A 25,030-nucleotide genomic window follows, 5' to 3' on the forward strand; every position below is an offset into this window, starting at 1 on the left:
CTACGCTTACAGTAGAAAAGACGTTTTTTCGATTCATTCCGGTTCGACGTGAACATGGATATCGTAGACACCATATTCTTCCGTCAGCGTATCCTCGACACGTGTCGCAATATCGTGCGCCTGATGGATATTCAAGGTGGAGTTGACAAGGATGACGACATCGACGACTTCATTGTTGCCGTAGTTACGTCCTTTGATTGACTTGATCCCTTTGACACCTTCGAGATCGAAGATGACATCTTCATACATCTTCAGCTTCTTCTCATCGAAGCCATCCGTCAGTTCGTGTGACGCTTCCGTAAAGATGTCCCACGCTGTCTTACAGATCAAGAAGCCGACGATGATCGCGGTCACGACATCAAGCCATGGCATGCCGAACTGTGATCCGACGATTCCGATCGTCGTTCCGACACTGACCCACGCATCGGATAGATTATCTTTCGCTGCTGCCATGACGGCTTTGCTTTCAATCTCCTCGGATAACTTCTTATTGTAGCGGTAGACGAAGTACATCACGAGAGCTGAACCGATTCCGACGTATGCTGCGAGAATATCCGGTGACTCCTGTTTGCCTTCAAACAACGTCGAGATCGTATCGATCAAGACTTGAAGACCGACTGCCATCATGATGAAGGAAGCTACGAGCGAGGCAATCGTTTCACTTTTCCAGTGTCCGTATTTGTGATCGTCATCTGCCGGACGTTGTGAAATCCGTAAGCCGATCAAGACAGCGATCGACGCGATGATATCGGTCGCGTTGTTCAAACCATCCGCCCGGAGTGCGGCAGAATCTGCTGTATACCCAATGATTAATTTTAAAGATGATAACAAGATATAGGCTGCGATACTGATCATTGCACCGCGTTCGCCACGTTTTAGGTTATCGTATTTTTGTTGTTCCATTCTCGTCGCCCCCACTTTCTCTGCGATTAGCAAACCTCATCGTACCAGTCGGAAATCGAGTGGGTCTAGAGAAATCATTTTGTTTCGAACTAGGTAATTAACAAATATACAACAATGTTTCCCTATACCAAACCAAATTCGATTGAGTCATGTGGCTCTTTTCAAGAAAATCAGTAGCATTATCTTAAAGAGCAACCAACTTTTTTGACTTGTCAGACTCTTTGACGAACATAATTCGTGCAAGTTCTGAAGGGAATCGGTAGACTAAAGGTACAACACCAAGAGGAGGAGTTCTCACAATGGCAGAATTCATTAAGAGTGAAGAAACATTCAAGGAATTGATTTCAAGTGACGCACCGGTCATCATCAAGTTCGAAGCAGACTGGTGCCCGGACTGCAAACGGATGGATTACTTCATGCCGGACGTCGAGTCACAATTCGACCACTTACCGATCCACACGATCGACAAGGATGAGTTCCCTGAAATCGCATCGAACCACGATGTCATGGGAATCCCAAGCTTGCTCGTCTTCAAAAACAATGAAAAACTGGCGCACTTGCACAGTGCAAATGCTAAAACACCAGAAGAAGTGACAGCCTTCTTAAAGCAAAACTTCAACTAAGCAAAAATAACCTGACGCCGCAGCGTCAGGTTATTTTTATGTATCGATCTGATTTGGGTGCTACTTCAATCCATCTCAGCTTTTCTTAAAAAAGATACGGGTGAAGAGATTCGTAATCGTTCCCGCTATCGCTGCTTCGATCATAGCGACGACTACAATCGCTAAAACATCCTGCATGCCTAGTGTTCCTAAGAAATTAATAAGGTTCAGAATAAAAAATAAAATAAAGAAAATGAGATAATCTCGCTTTCGCATCGTAGTCCTCCTACTCAATACATATTTGTCGTCTTTTGTCGCTACAACACTACCATACATAATGATTTCTAAGGATTACATAATTGAAAGGAACAACGAGCCTCTACAAAAAAGTAGTCTTTCTCCCGCTCGAGAAAGACTACTTTTGCTTATTTAACGTTCACACGCGATACCGTCTTTATCCCGGTCGCTCTTCGTGTTTACGTTATACGTCGCAAGGCTCACGTACGCCTTGTACTTTGTTGCTTTGTAGATCGGTTTTCCATTCTTGTCATACCCTGTCCGATTTTTTAGCCCCGCTTTTTTCGCAACGCCGCCTTTGTACGTCTTTTGCATTTCCGTACAGTTTTTAAAGGCTTTTGCTTTCGTTGCCGCTTCACTAGCTGCTGGAACATGGATCAAGGCGAGACTGACGACACCCGCGAGTACAAGCCGACTCCATTTTTTCATAGGGATTCCTCCTTTTTTTCAAAAAACAACGATTCGTCTTTTGATTATAAGAGGTTATTTTTAAAAAATGGCTATTTTTTTAGAATTTATATCAATGGTTACATTTTTTGAAATTCAGCGAATATAATGCGGACTAACGAGTTCACCTTTTAAAATTGACGTCGGAATCTTAAATTCGACGATGCCCATATATCCTGGAGCGATACTGTACTCGTCAAACGACAGGACTAATTTGTGATCTGCCGTAATATAAAAGTTTTGTTTTGCGGAAATCTGCTTGAACTGCTCGTCCTCCGGTACATCCGGTGTTCCTTCGACGAAGTAGACTTTCCCTTCATCCGTCTTCATTTGCCGACGCATCTCTTCTTTTAGGTAATCACTGATCGTCGTGATATATCCGTCATCCTTGAACAAAGATGGTAATGTCAGGATGAGCTGTTGTTTCTTATCGATCGTATCGTACTGGACGCTTTCTGATGCACTCGCCCGTGTTTCAGTGACGGTTCGACCGATCGACAACAAGTCTTCCGTATCCGTCTTGACGTCATAGCGGCTATCGACGGCAAATGCCCCTTCCTGTCCGTGCGTCTCCTGCTCAAACTTTTCGTAGAGCGCTTGTCCTTCCGCAATATACTTTTCGTTCAATTGTTGCTCGAGTGCCTTGTCCGGTAACGTCACTTGAGGAGCTTTAATATCAGCCGACTGCTGTGTTTTCGTCTCTTTCCAGTCAATCGTCACGATCTCAGTCAGTTGACCAAAAACTGGCACCTTCGCCATCGCGTCCGCAAACGACGCATTACTATTTAATCCACCAACGAATAACGTGATCGCGGCGGCTGTGATCCACACGGAGCGTTTTGTTCGCGAGGGACGCATCCGGCGCTCGACTTGTGCAATCATCTCATCGAGTTCTTTTGGAACCGGTGGTTGTTGGTAAGCTTGTTTCAGATCGTCAAGTTTGTTCGACATCTAACTCATCTCCATTCAATTTCATTTTTAATAAGGTCAATCCTTTATACAGCCGGGACTTGGTCGTGCTTAAATTCAGCTCCAAAATCGTTGCGACGTCTTTTAAGATCAAGTCCTCGAAATAGTGTAAGATGACGACTTCCCGGTACATAACTGGGAGCTCCTCAAGCGCCTGTCGCAAATCGGAATCCGGGTATGTATCTTCTTTTGTCGCGACGAGTTCGATCAGTCGATCCGTATCATAACTGATACTATGCTGACGCTTCCGGATCGCATCAATCGCTGTTCGTGTCAAAATCTGATAGAACCAGGCTTTCATCCGTTCCTCATCTTCGAGTCGATCGAGTGATTGCAACGCTTTTTGGATGCTGTCCTGAATCACATCCAGACTATCCTGTTCATTTTTCATATAACTGTAGGTCAACCAGTAGAGATTCGGTTTGTATTGCTTTAAAAAACGGACGAATGCTTTTTCCCGTTTTCTCATTTGACGAGAGGTCATAGGCCGCGACTCCTTTTTTCGATATCGTTCTGTGTATACATCATTAAGACGGGCGAGTCGAGAAAAAAGTTGACGACACAACAAAAAAAGGTGACACAAGGTCACCTTTTCATGGAGCAGACTTCATTAAGATAAGGATAATCAACAGAAACGGAACGATGAAAAGTAATGGAATACCGACAATCGTGATACATCCAATATCAACCTTTCGCTGTTTTCGGCGTTCACGTTTCCCCGTCCGTTCTTCACGTTCATTTACGGGACTCAACATACAACTCACCTTTTCTACTTAATAATGCAAATGTCGTGATGTATCACTCCACATTTTCACCTGAAGTAAAATGAGCGCGATACCGTATAAGACACTCATGTATAACGAAAATTCACCAAACTGGACATTCGTCCAAGCATTTAATCCAAACAATGGAATGACAAAAATAAAATACAGTAAAAACTCAAGACTCGCTAATAGATCAAACCAAAGTGTCTCTGAAAACATTCCTTCGAGCAACCAGACACTATAAATATACAGTGTCGAAATCAGACCGAACCAAAGATACCTCGCGATTAATCGATACATCTTCTCTTCCTTTATGTAAAACAGCGAGCCGACTAAATAGCCGAACCAGATGACTGAAGCAATGCTTTGCCATCCATTTATCGTTCCGTCGGGATGAAGTATAGCGGACCAACCATTGATGCCAATCATACTCATTAAAATTAACAGAAAGAGCAGTCGATATGGTATGTTCCTTTGACGCATGATATGTTTCCTCCCCAAAGCATAAGTACCTATCTTTTCTTTTACTTAATATTCCATATGATTGGTTTTGTTCCTCTTCCATTTCAATAAATTATTCGTCTCTGTCGTTTAAACCACAACAAGGCAATGGACGTGTCCATTGCCTTGCCTTAGTCATTCCTTCACTTTGAGATTCACATCATCAATCGTTACGTCATGGACAGCGAACGGCGAACCTTCTGCGCGTCCCATCAGGAACTTCAACGCACCTGTATCCGTTTGTTCCATCGTAAAGGTATAGCTATACGTCTTCGGTGTTGTCGTGATTGGCTCGACTTGACTGAAGTAACGCGTGTACGAAGCATTTTCAATCGTCACTTCGATCGGACGCGATACAGTCGACGATGCCGTGAAGCTCAATTCATATGTTTTGCCTTTCGCGAGTGACAAGTTTCCTTGCTCGAGCAAGACACTCCATGGTTCTTGTCCTTCCGCTCCAATCTTTATGCGTGCTGCTTCATTGACAGCTTCGATAGCGGCTTGCGCATCATAGTGGACGTATGACGACCATGACGTCAATCCGTTTGCAAACGAACCGTTTTTCAGTGGTGACGGATCAACCGGCACCGGTGTCACATCAATCAACTCCACATCATCGAGCGAGATTTTCCCGGCTTGTCCACTGAAGTCAAACACAAGCTGATTGTCGTCTGCCGTTTGTGTAGCCGTGAACGGAATGTCGACAGTCGTTGCTTGTTTCGTCAACGGTACAGTCGTCTGCTTCAATTGCTCTTGTGCCCCAGTGATTTTCACCTGAAGTGATTTCGCTTTTTTCGCACCTGCTGTGAATCGAAGCTGATACACATGCCCAGCTTCTAGTTGAAGTCCCTTTTGCGTTAAACGTGCCGTCGTTTTTTGTCCATGTCCTTCATAACGGAAATCACGTGACTCAGGATTAACAGCCCCTGTCGTCCGCTTGTTACCGTTGAAATGCCAGTACGTCAAACGGTCCATCGCCCCTTGATCGAACGTCCCGTTGTAGACGAGATTCCCGTCCGGTAGTGCCGGTTTTGTTGCATCTTCATCGATGACGCCGCTCGGAATCTGTTCGACACGGACGTTCCCGATCTGAACACCCGCTTTTTCAAGTCCGAGGTTGAACTCAAGACGTGCTGCGAGATCCGTCTCTGCCGCCATATCGAATGTGAACGTATGCCGTTTGACGCTCGGTGTCAGAGCAATCGACTGTTCATTCGAATATTTCGTGTACCCACGCTCTGCTCCACCGCCGACTTTGACCATCATCTTCCGGTCTGCTGTGCTGCTCGCGTCAAAGCTGACTTGGTAACGTCCACCTTGCGCGAGGGATACGTTTTGAATCAACTGATGGGAGTACGTCTGTGAACCAGGCTGATCAATCGTGACGTCCGCCATCCGTTGCCCCTCTTTTTCAATGATCGCAAGACTTCCTTTGCCACCGAAGTCCGGGAGCGTGACGTAGTTCCAGTACAGCGGATTAAACGACTGATTCCCGGTGATCATCGTGACCGGTTGTTCAAATGCTGTGTCGTAGACGAGGTTACTATCGATCGGTTGCTTGGCTCCGTCCGGTAACGTCACGTTTTCGTAGCTCGGTTCGACCGGTTCACGGTACGCTCGATTTTTCAAATCATAGACCCGGACGTAGTCGACTTCCATCTCGGCTGGGAACTTCGTCGTCGCATCGACTTCTCCATCGAACCAACCACCGACCGCGAGATTCATGACGAGATAGAAGTTTTGGTCGAACGGTGCCGGATAACTATAATTCGTCGCTGCGTTCAAGCCTTTACTGTACCAATCGTTTTGTGTTTGATAGAGATTGCCGTCAACGTACCAGCGGAGTTCGCCCGGCTCCCATTCGACTGCGTACGTATGCCATTGGTCGATCCGCTGTCCGTCTGGGAAGTGATAGTCTTTCCCCGTGTATTTATTGTTCGGCCAGTTTTCTCCGTAGTGAATCGTTCCGGCGACCTTGTCCGGCTGACTGCCCCAAGCTTCCATGACGTCAATCTCACCGGACGCTGCCCAGGCCCCGTATTTATCTTGCTCCGGTAACATCCAGAACGCAGGCCAAAGCCCTTTTCCGGTCGGCAGCTTCGCTTTGATCTCATAACGACCGTACGTCTTACTGAACAACCCTTTCGTCTTCAGCTTCGCCGACGTGTAATCGTATGTACCGAGATCATCCGTCGTCTTTTCCTGCTTCGCCTTGATGACGAGTTTCCCGTTGCGAATAAACGAGTTATCTTGCTTCGTCGTGTAGTATTGTTTTTCATTGTTGCCCCAACCCGGTGAGACCGGTTGTCCGTTCGCATCCTTGATCCAATTCCCCGTATCATACGTCCATTTCGTCCGGTCGAGTTGTTTTGCCTGAAACTCATCCGACCAGACGAGTTTCCACTTCGTCTCTTTTTTGTCTGCCTTCGCGTCGACCGCTTGACCGCTCAGCAATAAACCAGTCCCGACCGCCAGTGCTACCCATGTCTTCATGTCTGTTTCCTCCTCTTAGTCAAAAAGAGGCAAGGACGAATGTTCGACCTTGCCTCCTTTGTCACGCTTCTTGTGGAATCGTTGCCTTATGTTGCTCGATGACGCCCGCATACCAGTGGGCGCTGTCTTTCCAAATCCGTTCCTGTGTCTCGAAATCGACGTAGAGAATTCCGAAACGCTTATCATAGCCGAAGCTCCACTCGAAGTTGTCGAGCAGTGACCAAAGATAATAGCCTTGGATGTTCATCCCTTCTTCGTTTAAATCAGACACCGCTTGGAGGTGTTGTGCGACGTAATCAATCCGGTTCTGGTCAGCGACGCGACCATCGACCAATTCATCGTCGAATGCCGCACCGTTTTCCGTGATGTAGATTGGTAAATCCGTATACTCGGCACGCAAACGACGAATCAAGTCCTTGAATTCGCTCGGGGCGATATCCCAGCCCATACCTGTCTTGTCGTAATCCGAGTACGCATCCTTCTGCAGGAAATCGTTCGCAGCACTGAACTCGACGAGGTTACGGCTGTAGAAGTTGATCCCGAAGAAGTCACATGGGACGGAGATCGTCTCCATGTCGCCTTCTTCGATGAACGCGTAGGAATGGACGTATTTTGAGAACAAGTTCATCATATCGACCGGATACTGACCTTTGAAGACTGGGTCGAGGAACCACCGATTCGCATATCCGTCTGCATTGTTCATCGCCAGCTGATCGTTGACGGAGTCCGTCTTCGCATACTTCGGTGCCAAGTTCAACGTGATACCGATCGGTGTGACCGATTTGAATTCACCCTTCAACAGTTCGACTGCTTTTCCGTGCGATAACAACAAGTGGTGCACGGCACGAACGGCTTCGTTCATGTCCGTATGACCTGGTGCATGTTGTCCGAGATGGTAGCTGAGGAACCCGGCACACCATGGTTCATTGTGTGTGATCCACGAGTCGACGATCCCGTCGAGCTCCGCAAAACAAGCACGGGCGAAGTCAAGGAACCAGTCGACCGATGCTCGGTTGACCCAGCCGCCTTCTTCATGTGCCCAAAGTGGTAAGTCCCAGTGGTACAGCGTCACGGCTGGCTTGATGCCTTCTGCCCGCAGACGTGTCGCGAGTTTCTTATAGAACGCCATGCCTTCCGGATTGTAGACCCCTTTTTGTGGGAAGATCCGTGGCCAGGCAATCGAGAAGCGGTACGTATCGACGCCGAGACGTTTGATGTGCTGGATATCCTCTTCATAACGGTGGTAATGGTCACAAGCGACATCCCCATTATGTTTCTCGAAGACTTTTCCATCCTCATCACAGAAGGCATCCCAGATCGAAGGCGTACGTCCGCCTTCGTTGTGGGCTCCTTCGATCTGATACGACGACGTCGCCGTTCCGAATACGAAGTTCGGTGCAAATTTCATATGTGTACTCTCCTTTAAGCTACTTATTCTTTAACGGCACCTGCCGAGATACTGCTGACGATATATTTCGAGAGGAACAAGAAGGCGATCATGATCGGTACGACGGAAATCGCGATTCCGAGATAGAGCGAGCCTAAGTTCTCTGCGACTTGTGACCCTTTCAAGAAGCCCATCAAGACCGGTAACGTATACTTCTCTGGGGAGAAGAGTAAGACGAGCGGCATGATGTAGTTGTTCCATGAACCGATGAAAGTAAAGATCGACATCGTCGCGATCGCCGGCATCATCATCGGTAAAGCGATCGTATGGAAAATCCTGAACTCACTTGCTCCGTCCATCCGTGCTGCCTCGATCAAACTCGGATGCAGGACGGTCTGGACATACTGCCGGACGAAGAAGACCGTGAACGGACTCGCAATCGCTGGAACGATCAACGGGATATAGCTATCGAGCAAGCCAAGATTTTTACTTAATTCGTAGAACCCGATTAAACCGAGTTGACCCGGAACCATCATCATGACGAGCATGAAAACAAACATCGCGTTCTTTCCTTTGAACTGATAGAAAGCGAATCCGAATGCTGTCAACGCCGAGAAATACCCTGATAGGACGGTAACGAGAACGGCAATGATCAAGCTGTTCTTGAACCCAGACCAGATGTTGACGTATGAACTGAGGGCGGCGTAGTTCTCAGCAAGTGAGTTCCCGGGAATCAACGAGAACCCGGACAAGACTTCTTCGTTCGAGCGCGTTGCGTTGATGATCATCATCAAAAACGGGATGATACAGGCGATCGTTAAGACGACGAGACCAATATAGATGACACTTTTGCCGAACCAGGCTTTCTTTTGTTTCGGTGGTGGCGTCAACTTGAGCGGGCGTTCGGAACGCTCCGGTTGTTCCTCCGTTTGTGGCACGATCCGACGTGCTTCTGCATTTCGTTCCATCGGTCAGGCTCCTTTCGGCGAACGTTCTTTTCGGAACATCCCTTTGAAGACGATGATTGAAAAGACGAGCGTGATGGCAAACAGTCCGTATGCGACAGCAGCGGCGTAGCCATAGTTGTTGTATTTGAAAGCTTGGTTATAGAGATAGAGCACCATCGTGTTCAAGGCACCATCTGGCGCACCGACACCATCCGTAATCAACATCGGGAGGTCGAACAATTGCAGACCACCGATCAACGACGTGATCATGATGTAGAGCAAAATCGGTTTTAAGAGTGGCAACGTGATGCGTGAGAAAATCTGCCAACGTGTTGCCCCGTCAATCAAGGCTGCTTCGAAGTAGTCCTTCGAGATCCCGGATACGCCCGCCATGACGACGATGAACGAGTGACCGAGCCACATCCATGTCAGGATAAGCGAGACGGAAATTTGTGCGGTCACCGGTTGCGTCAACCAGTTGATCGGCTCCGAGATGATTCCGATTTTCATCAACATCATGTTCAGTGAACCATGCTGCCAGTCGAGCAAGATGCCGAACAATAAGGCGACCGAGCTAATCGTGATCAAGTTCGGTAAGTAGAACGTCGCCCGGAAGAAGGCAAGCCCTTTTAATTTCAATTGGAGATCCGAGAACAATAAGGCGAGTAATAAGGCGCCGCCAATCTGAAGGATGAAGTTAAGACCCCAAATCTTCAGGGTGTTAAAGAACGCTTCGATGAAGTACGTATCCCCGAGTAACCGCGTATAGTTCGCGAGTCCGACGAGTTGTTCGCCTTCAGCGCCTGTGTAGTTCGTGAAGCTGTAATAGAAAGTCAAGGCAACCGGATAGATGCTGAAGATCAAGAAGACGATCCAAAACGGTGCGATGAACAGATACCCATGGCGATCAAGTTTTTTCACAGGTCAAACCCCTTTCTTAAACAAGAAGAGATGAGGCGAGGATCGCCCCACCTACTCTCCTTATTCCGGTACTTTTACGTCCGGGTACGCGTTTTTGACTTTTTTGTAGAATTCAGCAAGTGCTTCGTCTTTTGATTTTTTACCTTGGACGTATTCCATGACCGATGCACCGTATAATGTATCGAGCTGTTGGTCATACTTCGTAACGATTCCTGGTGTGATCTTGTCTGCTTGATCAAGGAAGAACTCGTAGTTGTTCTGTCCGCCGAGGAACTCATCTTTGAAATCTGTTTTGATTTTCTCAGTAACTGGTTTGTACGCTAATACGTCACCTGTTTCTTTTGCCCAGTCCGTTAAGAACGCTTCGTCCTGCGTCATCATCTTGACGAAATCATACGCAAGCTTTTGTTTCTTCGAATCTTTGTAAACACCTAACCACGTACCACCCCAGAAGTATGGGCTTGGTCCGCTTGTGACCGCCCAGTCACCCGCTGATTTTTTCGCGTTTTCTTTGAGGACACTGTGAAGACCCCATGTCGGTAGGACGTAAGAGAAGACTTCTGTTTTTGTCTCTTTACCGTTTTCTTTAACTTTGACTGGTTTATCCATGCCTGCGAACCATGATGGTGACCATTCTGGTGCAAGTGCTGTGTATTGTTTCGTCCGAAGTTCTTTCGCGTAATCCATGTAATCCTTCTTGTCTTGCGTCAAGACGAGCTCTTGCTTATCGTTGACCCAAGGTTGTGGGTCATTTCCTTGTGCGAACCAACGGATCGATCCTTCATCCGGGAACATCTTGTAACCTTTGCTCTTCATTTTTTCAGCGACTTCGAAGACGCCGTCCATCGAGTCCATCATGCCACCGATTTCTTTTGGATCATCTGTGCCGAGGACTTTTTTCGCGATGCTGCGTTTGTAGTAGACGCCACCTGGTGTCGTTTGCCATGACAGCGCACGAACGTTGCCGTCTTTATCTTTTCCCATGTCATAGACGTACGGGATATAGTCATCTTTGACTTCGTCTGCGTTAAACGGTTTTTCAGAGAGGTTCGCCCAGTAGCCGGCATCAACCCATTGTTTGAGGAACGCGATCTCGCCTGTGAAGATATCCGGTGCTCCGACGCCACTTTCAAGGGCTGGTTTCAATTTCGTCGGGTAGTCAGCGATCGGTACGATCGTCAATTCGACTTTGACACCATTTTTCTCTTCGAACTTTTTAATTGGCTCTTTTAACTCATCCGTGAACGACCAGATTTTTAAGACGTCTTTCCCACCGCTCGTCTTTTCTTCGCTGCTACCTGTACATCCAGCAAGGACGCTTGCTGTTAACGCACCGACTGTTAACACGCTAACTAATTGCTTCTTCATCTCATCTCATCCTTTTGTTAAGTATTCCGCTTATAGGTAAGCGGTTTCAATTAATTATTCAAAAATACCGAAAGCGCTTTCGAAAAGGCTTTAAAGAAAATTCCCGAAAGCCCTTTCGGAAAAAGTGATAAAAAATGATTTCGAAATCGCTCTCGCTTTTCCTCACTGACAACGAGCGAGAGCGATTCCGAAACAACCATTGTGTTATTCAGGTACTGGACCTGTCGATTGACGAACCATCAAGTTAACCGGAATGACATCGCGTGTCGTAACCCGTTTTTTGTTGACGATCTGTTCAATCAAGACTGATGCTGCATGTTGACCAATCGTTTCCGTATCTTGTCGGACCGTCGTCAACTTCGGTGTGATGTACTGCGACATGTAAATATCATCGTACCCAACGACTGAGATGTCTTCTGGAATCCGTAACCCGGCTTCATGAATCGCTTCAATCGCACCGATTGCCATTTCATCCCCGGCAACAAAAACTGCTGTCGGTCGTTCAGGTAATGCTAGCAATTCGTTCATTGCCCGCTTGCCTTCTTCCCCGGAAAAGAATCCACCGTTGACGAGATACCCGTCCGGAATCGGCAAATCAAGTTGTTCCATCGCTTGCTGATAGCCTTCAATCCGCGCTCTTCCGGCATCTGTCGACGTATCCCCCGCAATGTGGGCGATCAACCGATGACCGAGTTCGTGCAGATGATTGACGGCGAGCGTGCCACCGGTGATGTTATCCGAGTAGACGACACTACAATCAGCACTGTCCATATCGACGACGACGATTGGAATCGTACTTTGAATCAATTCTTGGACGTGTTGATCCATCTGATCGGAACAGATGACGACGATGCCGTCGACTGCTCGGTGTCGGAAATGCTCGAGGTAGCTCATGTCGCGATTGCGTAAATTCCGCGATGCGAAGATGAGATCATACCCTTGTTGCTCTGTTGCTTTTCGGAAACTTTCAATGATCGCGTTGAAGAACGGATGCATCATTCCGACGCCATGTGCTTCCGAGAACATGACACCGATCGTCCACGAACGTTTCGTCGAGAGCGACTGGGCGTGCGCGTTCGGTAAGTATCCCATCTCGGCTGCTGCCTGGACGATTTTTGCTTTCGTCTTTTCGCTGACATCCGAATAATTATTTAAAGCTTTTGAGACCGTTGTAATCGAAAAACCGGTCATCTTCGCTAAATCATAAATTGTTCCCATGTTACTCACTCCATTTCACCGAAAGCGCTTTCGATAAATTTAGTATACGAAGTCTCTCTGGAAGTTGCAACCTATTTTTTTATAAATATCAGAAAATATGAAAACGTTATCATTAATACTCGATTCACTTCGAAAAGAGTTCGATTTTTCTTTTAATACGAACAAATGTTTGGTATACTTAAAAAAACACACTTCGCTTTTTTAGAGAGGAGCTTTCCCATGCCAATCAATCCGTATCTCGTCTTTAACGGCAACACGCGTGAGGCACTAACGTTCTATGCACACGTTTTCGGTCAAGAACTACCGGAGATCATGGAGTTCGGACCCGGTCCCGGTCCTGACGGTCAGCCCTACCCTGAAGAGATGCAGTCACTGGTTCTACATGCTGAACTGATCGTTCATGGTACCCGCTTAATGTTCTCAGACGCAATGCCGCATGATCCGGTCACGATTGGTCAGAATGTTACCTTGGCACTCCACTTATCTGACGTGGATCTGTTACAGAAGACATTTGATCAACTCGCAAAAGACGGCACCGTCATCATGCCGATCCAAAAGACATTCTGGAGTGAAGCGTACGGAATCGTCGAAGATACGTTTGGTGTCCAGTGGCAAGTCAATCACGTAGTGAGTGAAGTGTCGGTGTAACCTTTAAACTCCTCGAGAACTCGAGGAGTTTATTTTTAGTCTATCAAGCCATGGTATACTTTGAAAAAAAGGGTTAGAAGGAGCGAATCACATGATATCGATGACGTTGCGACAACAACTCGTTCAAGCGATTAACGTACACGTGCATGCTCATTTTATTATCTTATTCGGCTCCGGAGCTACGGGAAACATGACAGACGATAGTGATCTGGATATCGCTTATTTAAGTGACCACCCCCTCTCCGCCTACGATCGATTTTTATTGGCCGGTCAATTAGCACGACTCGCTGGTCGTGAAGTTGATCTCGTCGATATAAAACAGATTGATCCGATTTTGACGATGCAAATCTTCACAGAAGGTTTAGTCATCGACTGTCAAAATCCGAATGAGCTGACACGACAACAAATGCGTGCATATAGCATGTATGCTGCCTTTTCTGAGGAGAGGGCTCCAATCGTACAGTCAATCAAAGATCAGGGGAGTGTTTTTTAATATGAACGATGTGTTGTTAAATAAGATAGCGACCATTGAACGTTGTTTATTAAGAATACAGGACGTCTACCAGAACGAACCTAGTCATTTAAAGGATTACACCAAACAAGATAGTATCATTTTGAACATCCAGCGTGCATGTGAGGCAAGTATCAATATCGCCATGCATCTAGTTCGAACACGGAAGCTTGGTCTACCTAAATCGAGTCGTGATGGATTTCACCTGCTCGAGGAAGCTCAGCTCATCGACGCTTCACTGGCTACTAGTCTCATGAACATGGTCGGATTTCGTAACATTGCAGTACATGACTATCAATCACTGAATCTAGACATTCTTCAAGCAATATTAGATCGTCATCTTAATGATTTTTTGACATTCACTCGAACTGTCATTGAACTAGAAGATTGATTCGCTACGAAGCTTTTTTATAAGTAAAGGCGATTCCGTAAATTGGAATCGCCTTTTGTTTAGCTATCGCTTAAAGAGTGAAATGCATACTTGGCTGAATTAACGGCTCCAACTAGTATTGTCTTATGTATGTGGAAAATTCTCCATTTTCACACACCTCCCTATTGTAATGTAGCCAAACAAAATAGAGTGATCTTTCAAATGTTTCTACAAATTCAAAGCAATCTACAGGAGCAGTTGATGATATAAAATATGTCATGAGCGTTGAAAAAGGACATATGCATTAACTTAATTCATGAATGGAAGAAGGAGTGGGCTTTATGGATATCCAAACCTTTATCTTTTTAGAAAATGAACAGAAACATGTGAACATCACAGAACAAGATCGCATTCAAGTATACATTCAGCAAAAAGAGGATTGGTTAGAGGATGGCTTTTTAAATTTAGACGGTACAATTTCTTTTGCCCAGAATGGAATCATACAAGGAGCCGATTACTCAGACGAACTTGCACCACTGTGGCAGTATTATGCAGACGCTTTGAAAAACTGTCTAGAGTATGGATCTGCTACATTCTATTACCCGAACACACCTATTGAAGTGTGTTTGAAAAAAGTAAATAACAATCGATTTTCATTAACCATTGATCAAGAAGAAGCTGTCTATACTACATTAGATTTCATTCAAGCTTTTAAACAAGCAGCTTTATCTTTTCATCAGCTCATCGAGATCATTTCTGATCAAAAATACGAAGATGATTTACTCGAAAAAATCGAGAACTTGTCATAATGCTAAAAGGCGATTCCGTAACTTGGAATCGCCTTTTACTTAGCTCTCGTTTAAAGAAGTTGAACGCGCAGTCGACTGAATCAATTGCTTTAACCAGGCTTGTCTTGCTTCTACTGAAAAATCTTCATTTTTGAATACTTCTACTCTGAATGGAAGTAATTCAAACAACTGACGCTCCAGTGCTTGCCGTGCCTGTAGAATCGCAATCGTCCCTTTCACTCCTGATAACGAGTGACTCACACCATATGCTTGCTCGGTGTAATAAGCTACGAATCCATCCGCCCATTCTGTCGGACGATCGTTTAGTGCTTTACGGAAGCTTCGTTCTACATTCGGTTGATCAACATAAACGAGAACTGGTTGTAGCGGCGTAATGATCGTTGCTATGCGTTCAATATACGCTCGCAACGTCGCTTCCGGTAGATCGTATTTGATGAGCCCCATCGTCAACGGATTTTGTAAGAAACAGCACTCAAAAACATATGTTGTATCCATCGTTAACGCTTGAGCGACGAATTCTTCCCACTTTTTAAAGATCAATGACTGATGTAACTCAAATGGTAGTTCATAGATATCTCTTGCTTGCAGAAACGCAAGTTCTGCTTCAGGAATATCTATTTCTGACTGCCACTGGCGATATGATACCAGCACGTAGTCATTGAACACCTCAGCAAATCGTAAGACATCGAGTGAAGCGTATTTACTTTGAAAGTCTATCCATTCATTCATCGTTAAGTAAGCGACACTCTCATAATCTGCAGGATGGCTGAGGTCTCCTTCGATATGAAGACGCGTATCAGGTTGTTGCTCTTGCAATAGACGAGTTAATGCTTCAGCTGTTGTTGTTTTGCCAGAGCCGGGGAGACCTTCTACTAGAAACATTTTTACCGACATCACAAAATTCTCCTAATTATATTACTTCAGAATTAATCTTTCTTCTTCAACTACACGTTTGTATATTTTGTATAATTCTACACACTGATTTTCAGTAGGAAAATATCCTTCTGTATTCGAGAACTTTGATAACGCCGTAAATGCAAACGAAGATATTCCTTTTCTATTTTCAACTTTACTACAGTAATTAAATATTTGCTTCCACTGATCTTTTGGTAATTCGAAAATAAAAGTTTGTATTTCAATAATCGAATCTACCTTTTTTAAAGATTTTTCTTGCCTTTTTTCATACTTTACTTCTTCTTGATTTTTATAAAATCTTTTTGGTACATTTAAATCTATTTTTAAATCTTTTATTTGTGTCCAACATCCTTCTTTTTTACACCATTGAGATATATTTGAGTATCCTGTTGGTGGTTTAATGATTTCAAAATGTATTCTTTTAGCTATCTTCTCAATTTCTTCGAATAAATCATTATCTACAGCCTGCTCATCCCAGATAATCTTAAAATTAAAATTCTGTTTCGAGTCTGCAATATAGTGAGCAAGATATGAAATGGTATATGTTACTGTTTGAGCTCTATACCCGCCAGTGTACCAATCTGAATTTGAAATCATACGCTCAATAGTTCTAAATAGTATTATTTTAGATACAGCATCTTGAAAATATTTTTCTGTAATAGCTAAATTATTCTTTTCTAGTAGTTCAGAAATGTAAGTAGCAAAGTCGCTAAAACAGTACTGTGCTCCTCTACTAACGATGTGAGGTTTTTGAAGCCATGAGCTCTCACTTTTCGCTAAAAATGTTTTATCAATCAATTGATTTTTAGGATTTTCTAATAAAAATTGTTTTTGCTTCGATTTACTTAAATAAATTTGTTCATTTAGAAACTCACCTCTAACTCTTTCATAGTACCATCTAGTCTTTTTCTGACTACCATTAATTGGATTCACCCAAGTATGTGATGAGTATTTTTTCATATCTTTATGGAATGGACTATTTGAGAAAAAGTCTGATTTATTAACTTTATTTTGTGTATTTGCATATTCAGCAACTCTTGATACAAATTCGCTATGTTCTTCACCTGCTTCAATTACAGATAATTTCATTTGAACAGAAACTTGACTTACATCTAATCCTTCTTTTTTCTTTGCAGCGTATATAGAAGAAGTTGTTTGTCCTCCATTCACGATTTGAAAATCAAAAAGTTTGACGATATGATCATCCTCAATCAATATTCTAGACGCCGTCGCAGTTATACCATTATTAAAAGCAAAAAAATTACTCGGAGCCCCACTAATTGTGTTTCTTATCCCCTTATTTACAGATCCTTTGAATTGTAAAAATGTACGAACATTTTGTTCTAACAAACGTTTCCCATATTGATCATATATTTCAAACAGTTGATCTCCGCTCAAATAAGTTAAGTAGGATGTATATACCTGAGAATCTGAAGGTATTTTTAAATATGGTATTTTTACATCAACAGCGAAGGTAGTGTCTACGTTTTTAGAGCTATAATTTTTAAATAAATAATCGACATCTACAATTCTAAGTTCTAAATCAGAAATACCATCTATTTCATCTAATTTTTTCCCTTTAAAATTTTTGCTTATTTGACCATCAGTTAAAAGGAAGAATTTAACTTTATTGATTTCTTTATCTTTAAATCTACAATAAATTTGATAAGCCATAGAATAAGCTGGTGAAGTTTCTTCTAATTCTTTGAAAAATCCATCCATACACCTAATCAAGAAATTTTTAAGTCTTTTTATTTTTTTATCTATTGCATCTAAAGTAAGAGTTTGTATTTGATCTTCTTGAAAAAACTCGTGTGTTAGAATCGAGAGAACTCCTCTTTCATCATCAAAGTCATATCCATAGGCTTCAACTGGATTTCTGCCCTTCAAAATTCTTATATCAGCTTCGCTATAGTTTACGGATAACTCACCTGTTGAACTTAGCTCTTCACAAACATATTCAAAAAAAGCTTGCGAGTTTAATAAACCTCTACTATCGGCAATTGATAGTGTAGTTTGAATTAAATCATCATGAAAATCTTCAAGTGTTGTCATCATACTTCATTCCAATCATCAATTAAATAGTCCTTACAGTTGTTTAAATTAAGCTGGTATTTCATATTAATAATTCCACTCGGAATACTTTCTAAGTCGACTCTAGGAAAGTCATTTCTAACATCAAAATTAGAAATTTTATCAATATGAAACTTATAAAGAGTGTCTTTATGGAAGTTATCCTTATAGCCGTACTGAATGATCTTTTGTTCAAAAATGTACATTTCATTGAATAAATTATTATTCTTTAAATCGTGTTTAATTTGCTGAATAAGATTTTCTACAGTATCTCCATTTTCTTTAATGTCCAATGAATATACTCTTAAAACAAGACGATTTTTAGATGAAAATAACTGTTGCGGACTAGATACATGTATAACTTCATTTTTTCCTGTTTTATGAGACTTTACTTCAAGAGCTAGTTTATCTAGTATAAAATCTTGCTTATCTGAATCCGGTCCTCCCCAAGATAACACTGCTTCTTTTAAAGAAGTTTTTTTAGTTAAAACAATACTTAACAATGTATCTAATTCTGAGAAAAGACCCATTTGCAATTCTATCGGAAGAGATTTTTCTTTATTATTCAAAAGAAGATTTTTCCATCTTGTTAATCTATTAAAAACTACAACATAAATCTCTACTTTTTCACTATAATTTTCACATTCCTCGATTAAATCCATGCATAAACTATTAAAAATATCATAATCATATAAACTATTGAGCATTAAATATAAATCCGTTTTATCCTCATTTTTATTTTCAAAAATATCAATATTTTTAAGCTTTAGTTCTTTGATTTTCAAATTTTCTTCGCTATTTTTTAATGACAACTTTAAGCCGTAATTACCCTCCATTTCTTCTTTGATCCAATAAATATCATGATACAAACTTGCTCTTCTTTGACTACCTCTCGCCATATCTTTCCAAGGATTTTTAATCATCATATACCTCGTCTTCAAGCATGTTTTTCATATTTCTAAGGTATACCGAGTTAACTTGCAATCTTACATTTCTCGTCATACTTTTTATTCCACCCGGGAAACTTATCCCAAAAGCTGCAAGATTAACTTTTTCAGCCTTGTCCGTTTTAATTTTAGAGTCAACTAAATGTCCGTCAATTATATGAAGCATTAGTAAAGGTTTTTTCATAATATTCCTTACAGCTTTACGAACGCTGTAAAGTTCTACTTCATTCAACTCGTTCTCTTTTTTTTGCTCCTTAACAATTTTTCGATCCTCTTTATTTTTTCTTTTTATATTTTTTATTTCATTATATTCTTCAACAGTGATTGCGATATTTTCAGCATTACCTGAAGAAACTTGACGATGTTCAATTTCATAAAAGCGCCCTCTATCGTTTATCTTTCTCTCTTGATAGAAGCCTTCTAAATTTTCTATATCTAATCTTTGTTCACTATTACCTGAATAAATAGCTACATCCCAAAAAGTATCTACCGATTCGATGTACTGTTTTATAAATTTAATTGGCATCTTAGATCTCATTCCAAAATCGTCATCTGGTACTTCATAAATAGAGAAGTTATTTATAAATTCTGAGACTACATTTTTAGGAACATCGATCCAGTATCTTGGTTTTGGTTGCGTATAGTAAGGTGTTATTTTATTTTCTATTAAATTCTTAATTAGATTTATATTTTGTTCGTTTTTTTCTTTATCTTTGATTATCCAAGATGTTTCTTTTAAATGACCATCTAATTTCATTTCATAATAAAGAGATTCAGAATTTTTAAGTTTATTTTTAGCTGTTACTTGTAATCCGCTATCCGGATGTTGCTTAACAGCTAAACCAAAATCTCTTGGAGTCATTTCATTTCGAGCCATATCGTTCAAATCACTTACTAAATCTAGAGTCGCTTCAGTTATAGTATTAAATCGATCAAAAATCTCATTAGTTGTATATATTTTACACAAATCTTCGTACCCAGGTCGGTAACCAAACCATCTACCCATTTGCATCAATGTGTCATAAAAAATTGTATTTCTTAAGAAATAACTGACTGATAGTCCTTCCAAAGTGTACCCCCGTGCTAAACTAGTGCCCCCTATTGCAATTACGTTACTAGCAATGTCATCTCGATATTCTAATTTTATTTTTGTATCTTTATGAACTTGAACAATTAAAATTTTAGAAATGAATTTTGCAATTTTTTTAATAATAGATTCCCATTCAAACTCAATATTATCTTTATAGTGAATTTCAAAAGTATTTTTAAGGTCTTCTAAATGTTCATTTTTTTCATAATGTTTTTCTTTTAGTCCGTCAATGCTTATAACTTCACTTAAATCTTTAAAATATTTTTCTACATGTCCTGCAATATTCTTATGAACTTCTGTAAACCTTGTAGCGTGAATTAACATGCTGTTATGTTTGTTTTCTTGATTTCTCAGATGTCTAATTGCAATATTTATCAAAAATGATCTCATTGCCTCTTTCATACTCTCTGGTAAACAGGGTAATTTGTAATCTTTTTTATGATTAAAAGGTATAATATCTTCTACATCTTCTACTTCATAAAAATGCGTTTTTTTCTTATCTAAGAATATTTTTTCTGCTCCAAAATAATTACTAGGTGCACTTAAACAATATATAAAATCTTCTGGAAATAGGTCTTTCCCCAAATTTTCGGTATCTGTATTATGATCTATAAATATGTTTGCATAAGGAGTTGCTGTATAGGCTACATATGAACTTTTTTTAAACAATTTTAGTAATGCTCTTATTTTTTCATTTATTTTTGTAGGGTCTTCCTCATCCTTTGTATTAATAGATGCATAATCTGATTCGTCATCAATTAATAACATTGCATGATTCTCTACTCCTTGTGAATAATGCGTAGTTATCCATTGAATAACGTTTTTTAATGTGCTTGTATTTTTTTTTATTACTACGATTACCGGACTAGTAATGCTATCTAAGCTAATTCCTTGTGAATTCCGATTAGCGTCAGCCCTATTAAAATCTTTCAATTTTGACGTCAAACTTATCGGTCTCTTGTCTTCTCTATACCCAGCTAAATTAGCTACACCAATTTTTTTATCTATATCTCTCCCAATAAAAGAGGCATTAAGTCTTTCCTGCGTTTGATTTCTTAAATTATTCATAGCTCCAGCAATTATGACTATAAATTTATATCCAGCGTCGGCTGCTTTGCATACTAGTGATGAATAGTTAGCTGTTTTTCCTGATTGTACATGCCCTACGACCATTCCATATCTCTCGAATTGATCATCACTAGGGTTTCCTAAATGATTCATTATGGCATCTGTATCTTCTTCGATTACTTTTATAACTTCATTGGGCAATGAATTACTTATGAATTTTTTATAATTATCTGAATAATAATTTTCTCGTTCAATTTTTTCTTTCATTGTCCACCAAGTATAATCTCTCTGCTTTTGTTCCTCTCCCATAACAACTATCCCTAAATTTGTTTGTACATCAAATTCAACTTCTAATTCTCTAACCATAAGTTCCCATTGTTTTTTGTCTAGCTTATCCATTTTCTCTATATTATGTTTACGTTCAAACATTTTTAAAATCTCAGGAACTTCCTGTAACGTTTGATATAGATTAACCTCTTCTTCAATTTGGTTTTCCTTTAAAGGCTTTTCTTTATTTTCTAAGTTTTCTAGTACTTGCTCTTTAAAGATTTGATATGCATTTTTTTTCATAACTACCTCTCCTTCATTCCTTTAAATATTTCTGTTTTCAAAAGTTCATCAATTTGCTCTTTAGTTAGATTTAAATTTAGTAACGCATCAAGTAACTCTTTTTTTTCAGTCTCTTCGATTAACTCTTTTTGTTTTATCTTTTGAGGATCTGTTATTGCATAAGCCTCAATTGCACTAATAGGGATATATGCTTCGATTCCTTTTAAATAAGTACTAAAAAAAGAAATTTCTTGATCACTCATTTCTTTTTTTATATGTACTAATATTGGATGATGTTGATTTATCAAAAATTTAATAGAATCTGTACTATGAGATACTTCCCAAAAAGGAATTATCGTTTTATCTTCTAAAACTTTTGGACGTCTTGTATATACGTTTTTTCCGCGATTTAATATAGAGTTTAAGATTTTTTTTAATTCACCTTTAATAAACATGTTTGGAGATGCAATTGATTTTTTCACATCAATATTCCAAATTTCATCTTGATCATTTGAAATATCTACTCTGATACGAATTAGTCGATGCGCATCAGATATCTTATTTAGTCCCCACCACGTTCCATGTATTAATAAACGTCCGCTTCTATATAAGTAAAAACCTTGAGATTTAGTATATCCGTCATTAGTAGCATATTTATTATATTCTTCGTTTGATAACTTATTATGATGAGGTAAAATATATGGTGTTATTTTTACCGTTTTATTCTCGAATTTTATTAATTGTTCAGGTAAAGTCTGTGTTGCAGTGTTACTTTCATTAAAAGGATTAAATCCTTTAATTAAATTGTTGTTTAAATCCAATAATATTTTTCGGCCTCTAATACTTCCATCTAGAAATCTATGGAATACTAAAGCCAAATGTTCTCTCAATAAATTTAATTCTTCATAATAATTTTCTTTTTGAATAGAGTCTATTTTTTCCCAAATCACTAAAGTCCCAGATTTTTGAGCACTCAACTTTTCTAGTAACGATATATGTTTAAATTCATTTAAATTAGGTGTAATTAATAGCCACTCATTTTCTTTTTCAATTAAATCTAAATCCCATTTCTTAAATGACATTTTATTTTCTTTTTTAGTAATCACAGTTAAGGACTTACATTGTGAAAAAGAAGCAGTTTTTAGACCTAATCCAAATCTACCTAAATCTTTTTTTTCCCGTTCTTCTTCTGGATCTTTACTTCCTAATCTCATAGCTTCAATCAATTCTAATTCTGTCATTCCAAAACCATCGTCTAAAATGCTCAGACTTATTTCTGGATTCATATTTGTTTCTATCGATATTTTCTTGGAGTCTGCCGCAATACTATTATCAATAATGTCTGCTAAAGCTATAGAAAAATTATATCCAAAATCTCTTAACGACTTAATAAAATTACTTAAATTGGGCTTTACAATCTCATCCATAAATTATCACCACCATCAATTAATTAACTATTTATGTATATATTATAATTTAAATTTGATAAAAGATAACGGTTAAATGAAATTTGTTTAAAAAATCCACCTTTAGCTTTAAAGAGACTAAAGGTGGATTTTTTAAATTAAATATTCTAATATTTTTTCAGCAATAGCTTTAGCTAATAAGGGAGGAACCGCATTTCCAATTTGTTGATAACGTTCATCTTTTCTTCCTTCGAAAACAAATTTATCCTGAAAAGATTGTAGACGCGCAGCTTCTCTAATGCTAATAGCTCGAGCTTTTGTAGGATGTTGCCACATCGACTTTCTAACGTTGATTACTGTCGGAGATGGTTCGTCATAATTTAATCGAAGATACACTGTGTTTTGAGTTCTAGAAGCATCAGCATAGGTACTTTTTAAATCGTCAGGCAAACTATGGAAATTTTTCCCGCCATTTTTTAAAATGTTTTTATAACGCTCCAGTATTAACTTTGAACTTTCCGTATTAATATGATCGTAAATTTCGTTCGGTTCCATTCCTTCTCTGTAATACTTATTCAAATCTTTCTTACTACTTGAAACATATACTTTTGAATTGTAAGAATCTATTTTAGTTTGAGGAAGGATGTTTTCCAGGTCTTCGATCGCATCTCGTACAACATTATGAATTTCATCATCACCTTCAGGCAATTCAATAGTGTTACTACTATTTAATATACCAAGCATCATGAAACGATTTCTTTTTTGAGGTACACCAAATCGAGAAGCGTCTAACACTCCACTCGTTATGCTATAACCATAGAACTTGAATATGGCTTCTAAATATTTTACTACGTTATATGAATACACTTGAACAAATAACTTATATATTGTTTTATTTTCAACAATGAATTCAAGACATTCAATATCTTCATCTTTTAGTTCTTGGCACCTAGTTAAAAATCGATTCAAATTCACTAAATCTTTTATGGCTTGATGATTAAAATTATTTAGGGATTCATTATCAAGAAGATTTTTTAATGCCTTAATAGATTCTTGAACAATGTATTGCTGATTTTCATCAGTTATGTTTTGATTATTCAGTTGATTAATAATCTCTAAGATTTCATCCGTTGATTTCTTAGTCAATTTCAACTCTTTATTATTATCAAGTGCTTTTTCTAATAATCTTAATCTTGTTATTAAAAGTGGCTTTATAATAAGTGGAGCTGGAACATCTATTAAAGATTTATATTTTCCTGATACCATCTTCAAACTTTCACTATCGGTACTCAACAGCTCTATGGTGTCCTTATTATAAAGTTTATTATCTTCTTGCGTAATTTGATCTAAATGATGTCTTGAACTAAAATCATTTTGATTATCTGCTTTGTATTCTGTTACAAAAAATTTGTGCACAGATGAATTTATAGATTTTACATTTTCCATTAAAAAGGCAATTGGTTTTACATCTCGTACTGCTCTTACATATTCTTTCACGAGTTTATTATTCCCTGAAATCAAATAATTTTTTTGTCGATTTGCATTAGAAAATCCCTGGCATGGCGGTCCACCAATAATAACTGTGTTCTCAGAATCTCGACTATAATTTTTAAAGTCGATTTTAGTAATATCACTTATTCCTGTTGTAGAAGACTTGATAATAACATCTTTATTTTCATGATTTTTAATATATGTCTGCTGGGCTGCTTCATTTATTTCCACAGCACCAATTACAGAAAATTTTCCTGTTTGCTCAAAACCGTTACTTAAACCGCCTGCACCGGCAAATAAATCTAATACTTTATATTTATGTCCCATGTTTTCTCC

General features: G+C 40.0%; 24 protein-coding genes. 5 read left to right on the forward strand and 19 right to left on the reverse strand.

Translation table 11 applies throughout. The annotated features are described in order from the left end of the window. Window positions 1-33: 33 nt before the first annotated feature. Window positions 34-903, reverse strand: coding sequence for a cation diffusion facilitator family transporter (locus EXG77_RS14395; RefSeq protein WP_023466924.1), 870 nt, complete (start codon window positions 901-903; stop codon window positions 34-36). A gap of 299 nt (window positions 904-1,202) precedes the next feature. On the opposite strand from EXG77_RS14395, the gene EXG77_RS14400 reads away from it, so the two are divergent. Then, entirely contained in the window at window positions 1,203-1,526 is a 324-nt protein-coding gene (locus EXG77_RS14400; RefSeq protein ID WP_023466923.1) for a thioredoxin family protein, read from the forward strand. 75 nt (window positions 1,527-1,601) lie between these two features. Here the strand turns inward: EXG77_RS14400 and EXG77_RS14405 are convergent, their stop codons facing one another. The 12 genes from EXG77_RS14405 to EXG77_RS14455 all read right to left on the reverse strand — a co-directional run bounded on the left by EXG77_RS14405 (window position 1,602) and on the right by EXG77_RS14455 (window position 12,817). Beyond that, window positions 1,602-1,781, reverse strand: coding sequence for a hypothetical protein (locus tag EXG77_RS14405; protein ID WP_035399099.1), 180 nt, complete (start codon window positions 1,779-1,781; stop codon window positions 1,602-1,604). A gap of 153 nt (window positions 1,782-1,934) precedes the next feature. Continuing rightward, a complete protein-coding gene (locus EXG77_RS14410; protein ID WP_035399100.1) occupies window positions 1,935-2,231 on the reverse strand; it encodes an excalibur calcium-binding domain-containing protein in 297 nt (98 codons plus the stop codon). A 114-nt stretch (window positions 2,232-2,345) separates the two neighbouring features. Then, on the reverse strand, window positions 2,346-3,200 hold the full coding sequence (locus EXG77_RS14415; RefSeq protein ID WP_035399101.1) for an RsiV family protein: 855 nt from the start codon (window positions 3,198-3,200) through the stop codon (window positions 2,346-2,348). Next, window positions 3,184-3,687, reverse strand: coding sequence for an RNA polymerase sigma factor (locus tag EXG77_RS14420; RefSeq protein WP_035399241.1), 504 nt, complete (start codon window positions 3,685-3,687; stop codon window positions 3,184-3,186). The genes EXG77_RS14415 and EXG77_RS14420 overlap by 17 nt, the downstream gene beginning before the upstream one ends. A 124-nt stretch (window positions 3,688-3,811) precedes the next feature. Continuing rightward, a complete protein-coding gene (locus EXG77_RS16355; protein ID WP_156357227.1) occupies window positions 3,812-3,973 on the reverse strand; it encodes a hypothetical protein in 162 nt (53 codons plus the stop codon). Window positions 3,974-3,991: 18 nt separating this feature from the next. Then, on the reverse strand, window positions 3,992-4,465 hold the full coding sequence (locus EXG77_RS16275; RefSeq protein ID WP_145981743.1) for a hypothetical protein: 474 nt from the start codon (window positions 4,463-4,465) through the stop codon (window positions 3,992-3,994). Between the two features lie 153 nt (window positions 4,466-4,618). Further along, the gene (locus EXG77_RS14430) at window positions 4,619-6,976 is read right to left on the reverse strand and encodes a carbohydrate binding domain-containing protein (RefSeq protein WP_035399105.1); all 2,358 of its coding nucleotides are present in this window, start codon (window positions 6,974-6,976) and stop codon (window positions 4,619-4,621) included. A 61-nt stretch (window positions 6,977-7,037) separates the two neighbouring features. Next, window positions 7,038-8,384, reverse strand: a complete 1,347-nt coding sequence (locus EXG77_RS14435) for a GH1 family beta-glucosidase (protein ID WP_035399106.1) — start codon at window positions 8,382-8,384, stop codon at window positions 7,038-7,040. A 23-nt stretch (window positions 8,385-8,407) separates the two neighbouring features. Further along, the gene (locus EXG77_RS14440; RefSeq protein WP_081637442.1) at window positions 8,408-9,331 is read right to left on the reverse strand and encodes a carbohydrate ABC transporter permease; all 924 of its coding nucleotides are present in this window, start codon (window positions 9,329-9,331) and stop codon (window positions 8,408-8,410) included. A 3-nt stretch (window positions 9,332-9,334) separates the two neighbouring features. After that, window positions 9,335-10,231, reverse strand: a complete 897-nt coding sequence (locus EXG77_RS14445; protein ID WP_023466912.1) for a carbohydrate ABC transporter permease — start codon at window positions 10,229-10,231, stop codon at window positions 9,335-9,337. 60 nt (window positions 10,232-10,291) lie between these two features. Further along, the gene (locus tag EXG77_RS14450) at window positions 10,292-11,599 is read right to left on the reverse strand and encodes an ABC transporter substrate-binding protein (RefSeq protein WP_035399107.1); all 1,308 of its coding nucleotides are present in this window, start codon (window positions 11,597-11,599) and stop codon (window positions 10,292-10,294) included. Window positions 11,600-11,803: 204 nt separating this feature from the next. Then, window positions 11,804-12,817 (reverse strand): LacI family DNA-binding transcriptional regulator, encoded by a 1,014-nt coding sequence (locus tag EXG77_RS14455; protein ID WP_035399109.1) that lies wholly within the window; start codon window positions 12,815-12,817, stop codon window positions 11,804-11,806. A 219-nt stretch (window positions 12,818-13,036) separates the two neighbouring features. Here EXG77_RS14455 and EXG77_RS14460 point away from each other — a divergent pair, with 219 nt between their 5' ends. The 4 genes from EXG77_RS14460 (at window position 13,037) to EXG77_RS14475 (ending at window position 15,155) form a co-directional block, all read left to right on the forward strand. Next, window positions 13,037-13,465 carry a VOC family protein gene (locus EXG77_RS14460; RefSeq protein ID WP_035399110.1) on the forward strand — a complete coding sequence of 143 codons (429 nt, stop codon included), beginning with the start codon at window positions 13,037-13,039 and terminating at the stop codon, window positions 13,463-13,465. A gap of 91 nt (window positions 13,466-13,556) precedes the next feature. Next, on the forward strand, window positions 13,557-13,958 hold the full coding sequence (locus EXG77_RS14465) for a nucleotidyltransferase domain-containing protein (protein WP_035399111.1): 402 nt from the start codon (window positions 13,557-13,559) through the stop codon (window positions 13,956-13,958). Window position 13,959: 1 nt separating this feature from the next. Next, window positions 13,960-14,367 (forward strand): DUF86 domain-containing protein, encoded by a 408-nt coding sequence (locus EXG77_RS14470; RefSeq protein ID WP_035399112.1) that lies wholly within the window; start codon window positions 13,960-13,962, stop codon window positions 14,365-14,367. Between the two features lie 320 nt (window positions 14,368-14,687). After that, a complete protein-coding gene (locus EXG77_RS14475) occupies window positions 14,688-15,155 on the forward strand; it encodes a hypothetical protein (RefSeq protein WP_035399114.1) in 468 nt (155 codons plus the stop codon). A gap of 39 nt (window positions 15,156-15,194) precedes the next feature. On the opposite strand, the gene EXG77_RS14480 is transcribed toward EXG77_RS14475, so the two are convergent. The 6 genes from EXG77_RS14480 to EXG77_RS14505 all read right to left on the reverse strand — a co-directional run bounded on the left by EXG77_RS14480 (window position 15,195) and on the right by EXG77_RS14505 (window position 25,021). Next, window positions 15,195-16,049 (reverse strand): hypothetical protein, encoded by an 855-nt coding sequence (locus tag EXG77_RS14480; RefSeq protein WP_052017216.1) that lies wholly within the window; start codon window positions 16,047-16,049, stop codon window positions 15,195-15,197. A 21-nt stretch (window positions 16,050-16,070) separates the two neighbouring features. Beyond that, window positions 16,071-18,125 (reverse strand): AIPR family protein, encoded by a 2,055-nt coding sequence (locus tag EXG77_RS14485; RefSeq protein ID WP_035399115.1) that lies wholly within the window; start codon window positions 18,123-18,125, stop codon window positions 16,071-16,073. Next, window positions 18,125-19,066 (reverse strand): PD-(D/E)XK motif protein, encoded by a 942-nt coding sequence (locus EXG77_RS14490; protein ID WP_035399117.1) that lies wholly within the window; start codon window positions 19,064-19,066, stop codon window positions 18,125-18,127. Before EXG77_RS14490 ends, EXG77_RS14485 begins: the two co-directional genes overlap by 1 nt. Beyond that, window positions 19,059-21,818, reverse strand: a complete 2,760-nt coding sequence (locus tag EXG77_RS14495) for a Z1 domain-containing protein (RefSeq protein ID WP_035399118.1) — start codon at window positions 21,816-21,818, stop codon at window positions 19,059-19,061. The genes EXG77_RS14490 and EXG77_RS14495 overlap by 8 nt, the downstream gene beginning before the upstream one ends. Window positions 21,819-21,820: 2 nt before the next feature. Further along, window positions 21,821-23,224: an ATP-binding protein gene (locus EXG77_RS14500; protein ID WP_035399119.1), complete on the reverse strand. Its 1,404-nt coding sequence runs from the start codon at window positions 23,222-23,224 to the stop codon at window positions 21,821-21,823. 132 nt (window positions 23,225-23,356) lie between these two features. Further along, window positions 23,357-25,021 (reverse strand): DNA cytosine methyltransferase, encoded by a 1,665-nt coding sequence (locus EXG77_RS14505; protein ID WP_052017217.1) that lies wholly within the window; start codon window positions 25,019-25,021, stop codon window positions 23,357-23,359. Window positions 25,022-25,030: the final 9 nt, after the last annotated feature.

This window comes from Exiguobacterium sp. OS-77, assembly GCF_000414195.2.
Lineage (GTDB): Bacteria > Bacillota > Bacilli > Exiguobacteriales > Exiguobacteriaceae > Exiguobacterium_A > Exiguobacterium_A indicum.

Coding starts and splice junctions, on each gene's coding strand:
- EXG77_RS14480 (WP_052017216.1), bottom strand. CDS start 16,049: ATGTCGGTAAAAATGTTTCTAGTAGAAGGTCTCCCCGGCTCTGGCAAA.
- EXG77_RS14440 (WP_081637442.1), bottom strand. CDS start 9,331: ATGGAACGAAATGCAGAAGCACGTCGGATCGTGCCACAAACGGAGGAA.
- EXG77_RS14435 (WP_035399106.1), bottom strand. CDS start 8,384: ATGAAATTTGCACCGAACTTCGTATTCGGAACGGCGACGTCGTCGTAT.
- EXG77_RS14470 (WP_035399112.1), top strand. CDS start 13,960: ATGAACGATGTGTTGTTAAATAAGATAGCGACCATTGAACGTTGTTTA.
- EXG77_RS14485 (WP_035399115.1), bottom strand. CDS start 18,125: ATGACAACACTTGAAGATTTTCATGATGATTTAATTCAAACTACACTA.
- EXG77_RS14500 (WP_035399119.1), bottom strand. CDS start 23,224: ATGGATGAGATTGTAAAGCCCAATTTAAGTAATTTTATTAAGTCGTTA.
- EXG77_RS14430 (WP_035399105.1), bottom strand. CDS start 6,976: ATGAAGACATGGGTAGCACTGGCGGTCGGGACTGGTTTATTGCTGAGC.
- EXG77_RS14490 (WP_035399117.1), bottom strand. CDS start 19,066: ATGATTAAAAATCCTTGGAAAGATATGGCGAGAGGTAGTCAAAGAAGA.
- EXG77_RS14495 (WP_035399118.1), bottom strand. CDS start 21,818: ATGAAAAAAAATGCATATCAAATCTTTAAAGAGCAAGTACTAGAAAAC.
- EXG77_RS14475 (WP_035399114.1), top strand. CDS start 14,688: ATGGATATCCAAACCTTTATCTTTTTAGAAAATGAACAGAAACATGTG.
- EXG77_RS14455 (WP_035399109.1), bottom strand. CDS start 12,817: ATGGGAACAATTTATGATTTAGCGAAGATGACCGGTTTTTCGATTACA.
- EXG77_RS16355 (WP_156357227.1), bottom strand. CDS start 3,973: ATGTTGAGTCCCGTAAATGAACGTGAAGAACGGACGGGGAAACGTGAA.
- EXG77_RS16275 (WP_145981743.1), bottom strand. CDS start 4,465: ATGCGTCAAAGGAACATACCATATCGACTGCTCTTTCTGTTAATTTTA.
- EXG77_RS14450 (WP_035399107.1), bottom strand. CDS start 11,599: ATGAAGAAGCAATTAGTTAGCGTGTTAACAGTCGGTGCGTTAACAGCA.
- EXG77_RS14505 (WP_052017217.1), bottom strand. CDS start 25,021: ATGGGACATAAATATAAAGTATTAGATTTATTTGCCGGTGCAGGCGGT.
- EXG77_RS14420 (WP_035399241.1), bottom strand. CDS start 3,687: ATGAGAAAACGGGAAAAAGCATTCGTCCGTTTTTTAAAGCAATACAAA.
- EXG77_RS14400 (WP_023466923.1), top strand. CDS start 1,203: ATGGCAGAATTCATTAAGAGTGAAGAAACATTCAAGGAATTGATTTCA.
- EXG77_RS14410 (WP_035399100.1), bottom strand. CDS start 2,231: ATGAAAAAATGGAGTCGGCTTGTACTCGCGGGTGTCGTCAGTCTCGCC.
- EXG77_RS14465 (WP_035399111.1), top strand. CDS start 13,557: ATGATATCGATGACGTTGCGACAACAACTCGTTCAAGCGATTAACGTA.
- EXG77_RS14460 (WP_035399110.1), top strand. CDS start 13,037: ATGCCAATCAATCCGTATCTCGTCTTTAACGGCAACACGCGTGAGGCA.
- EXG77_RS14415 (WP_035399101.1), bottom strand. CDS start 3,200: ATGTCGAACAAACTTGACGATCTGAAACAAGCTTACCAACAACCACCG.
- EXG77_RS14395 (WP_023466924.1), bottom strand. CDS start 903: ATGGAACAACAAAAATACGATAACCTAAAACGTGGCGAACGCGGTGCA.
- EXG77_RS14405 (WP_035399099.1), bottom strand. CDS start 1,781: ATGCGAAAGCGAGATTATCTCATTTTCTTTATTTTATTTTTTATTCTG.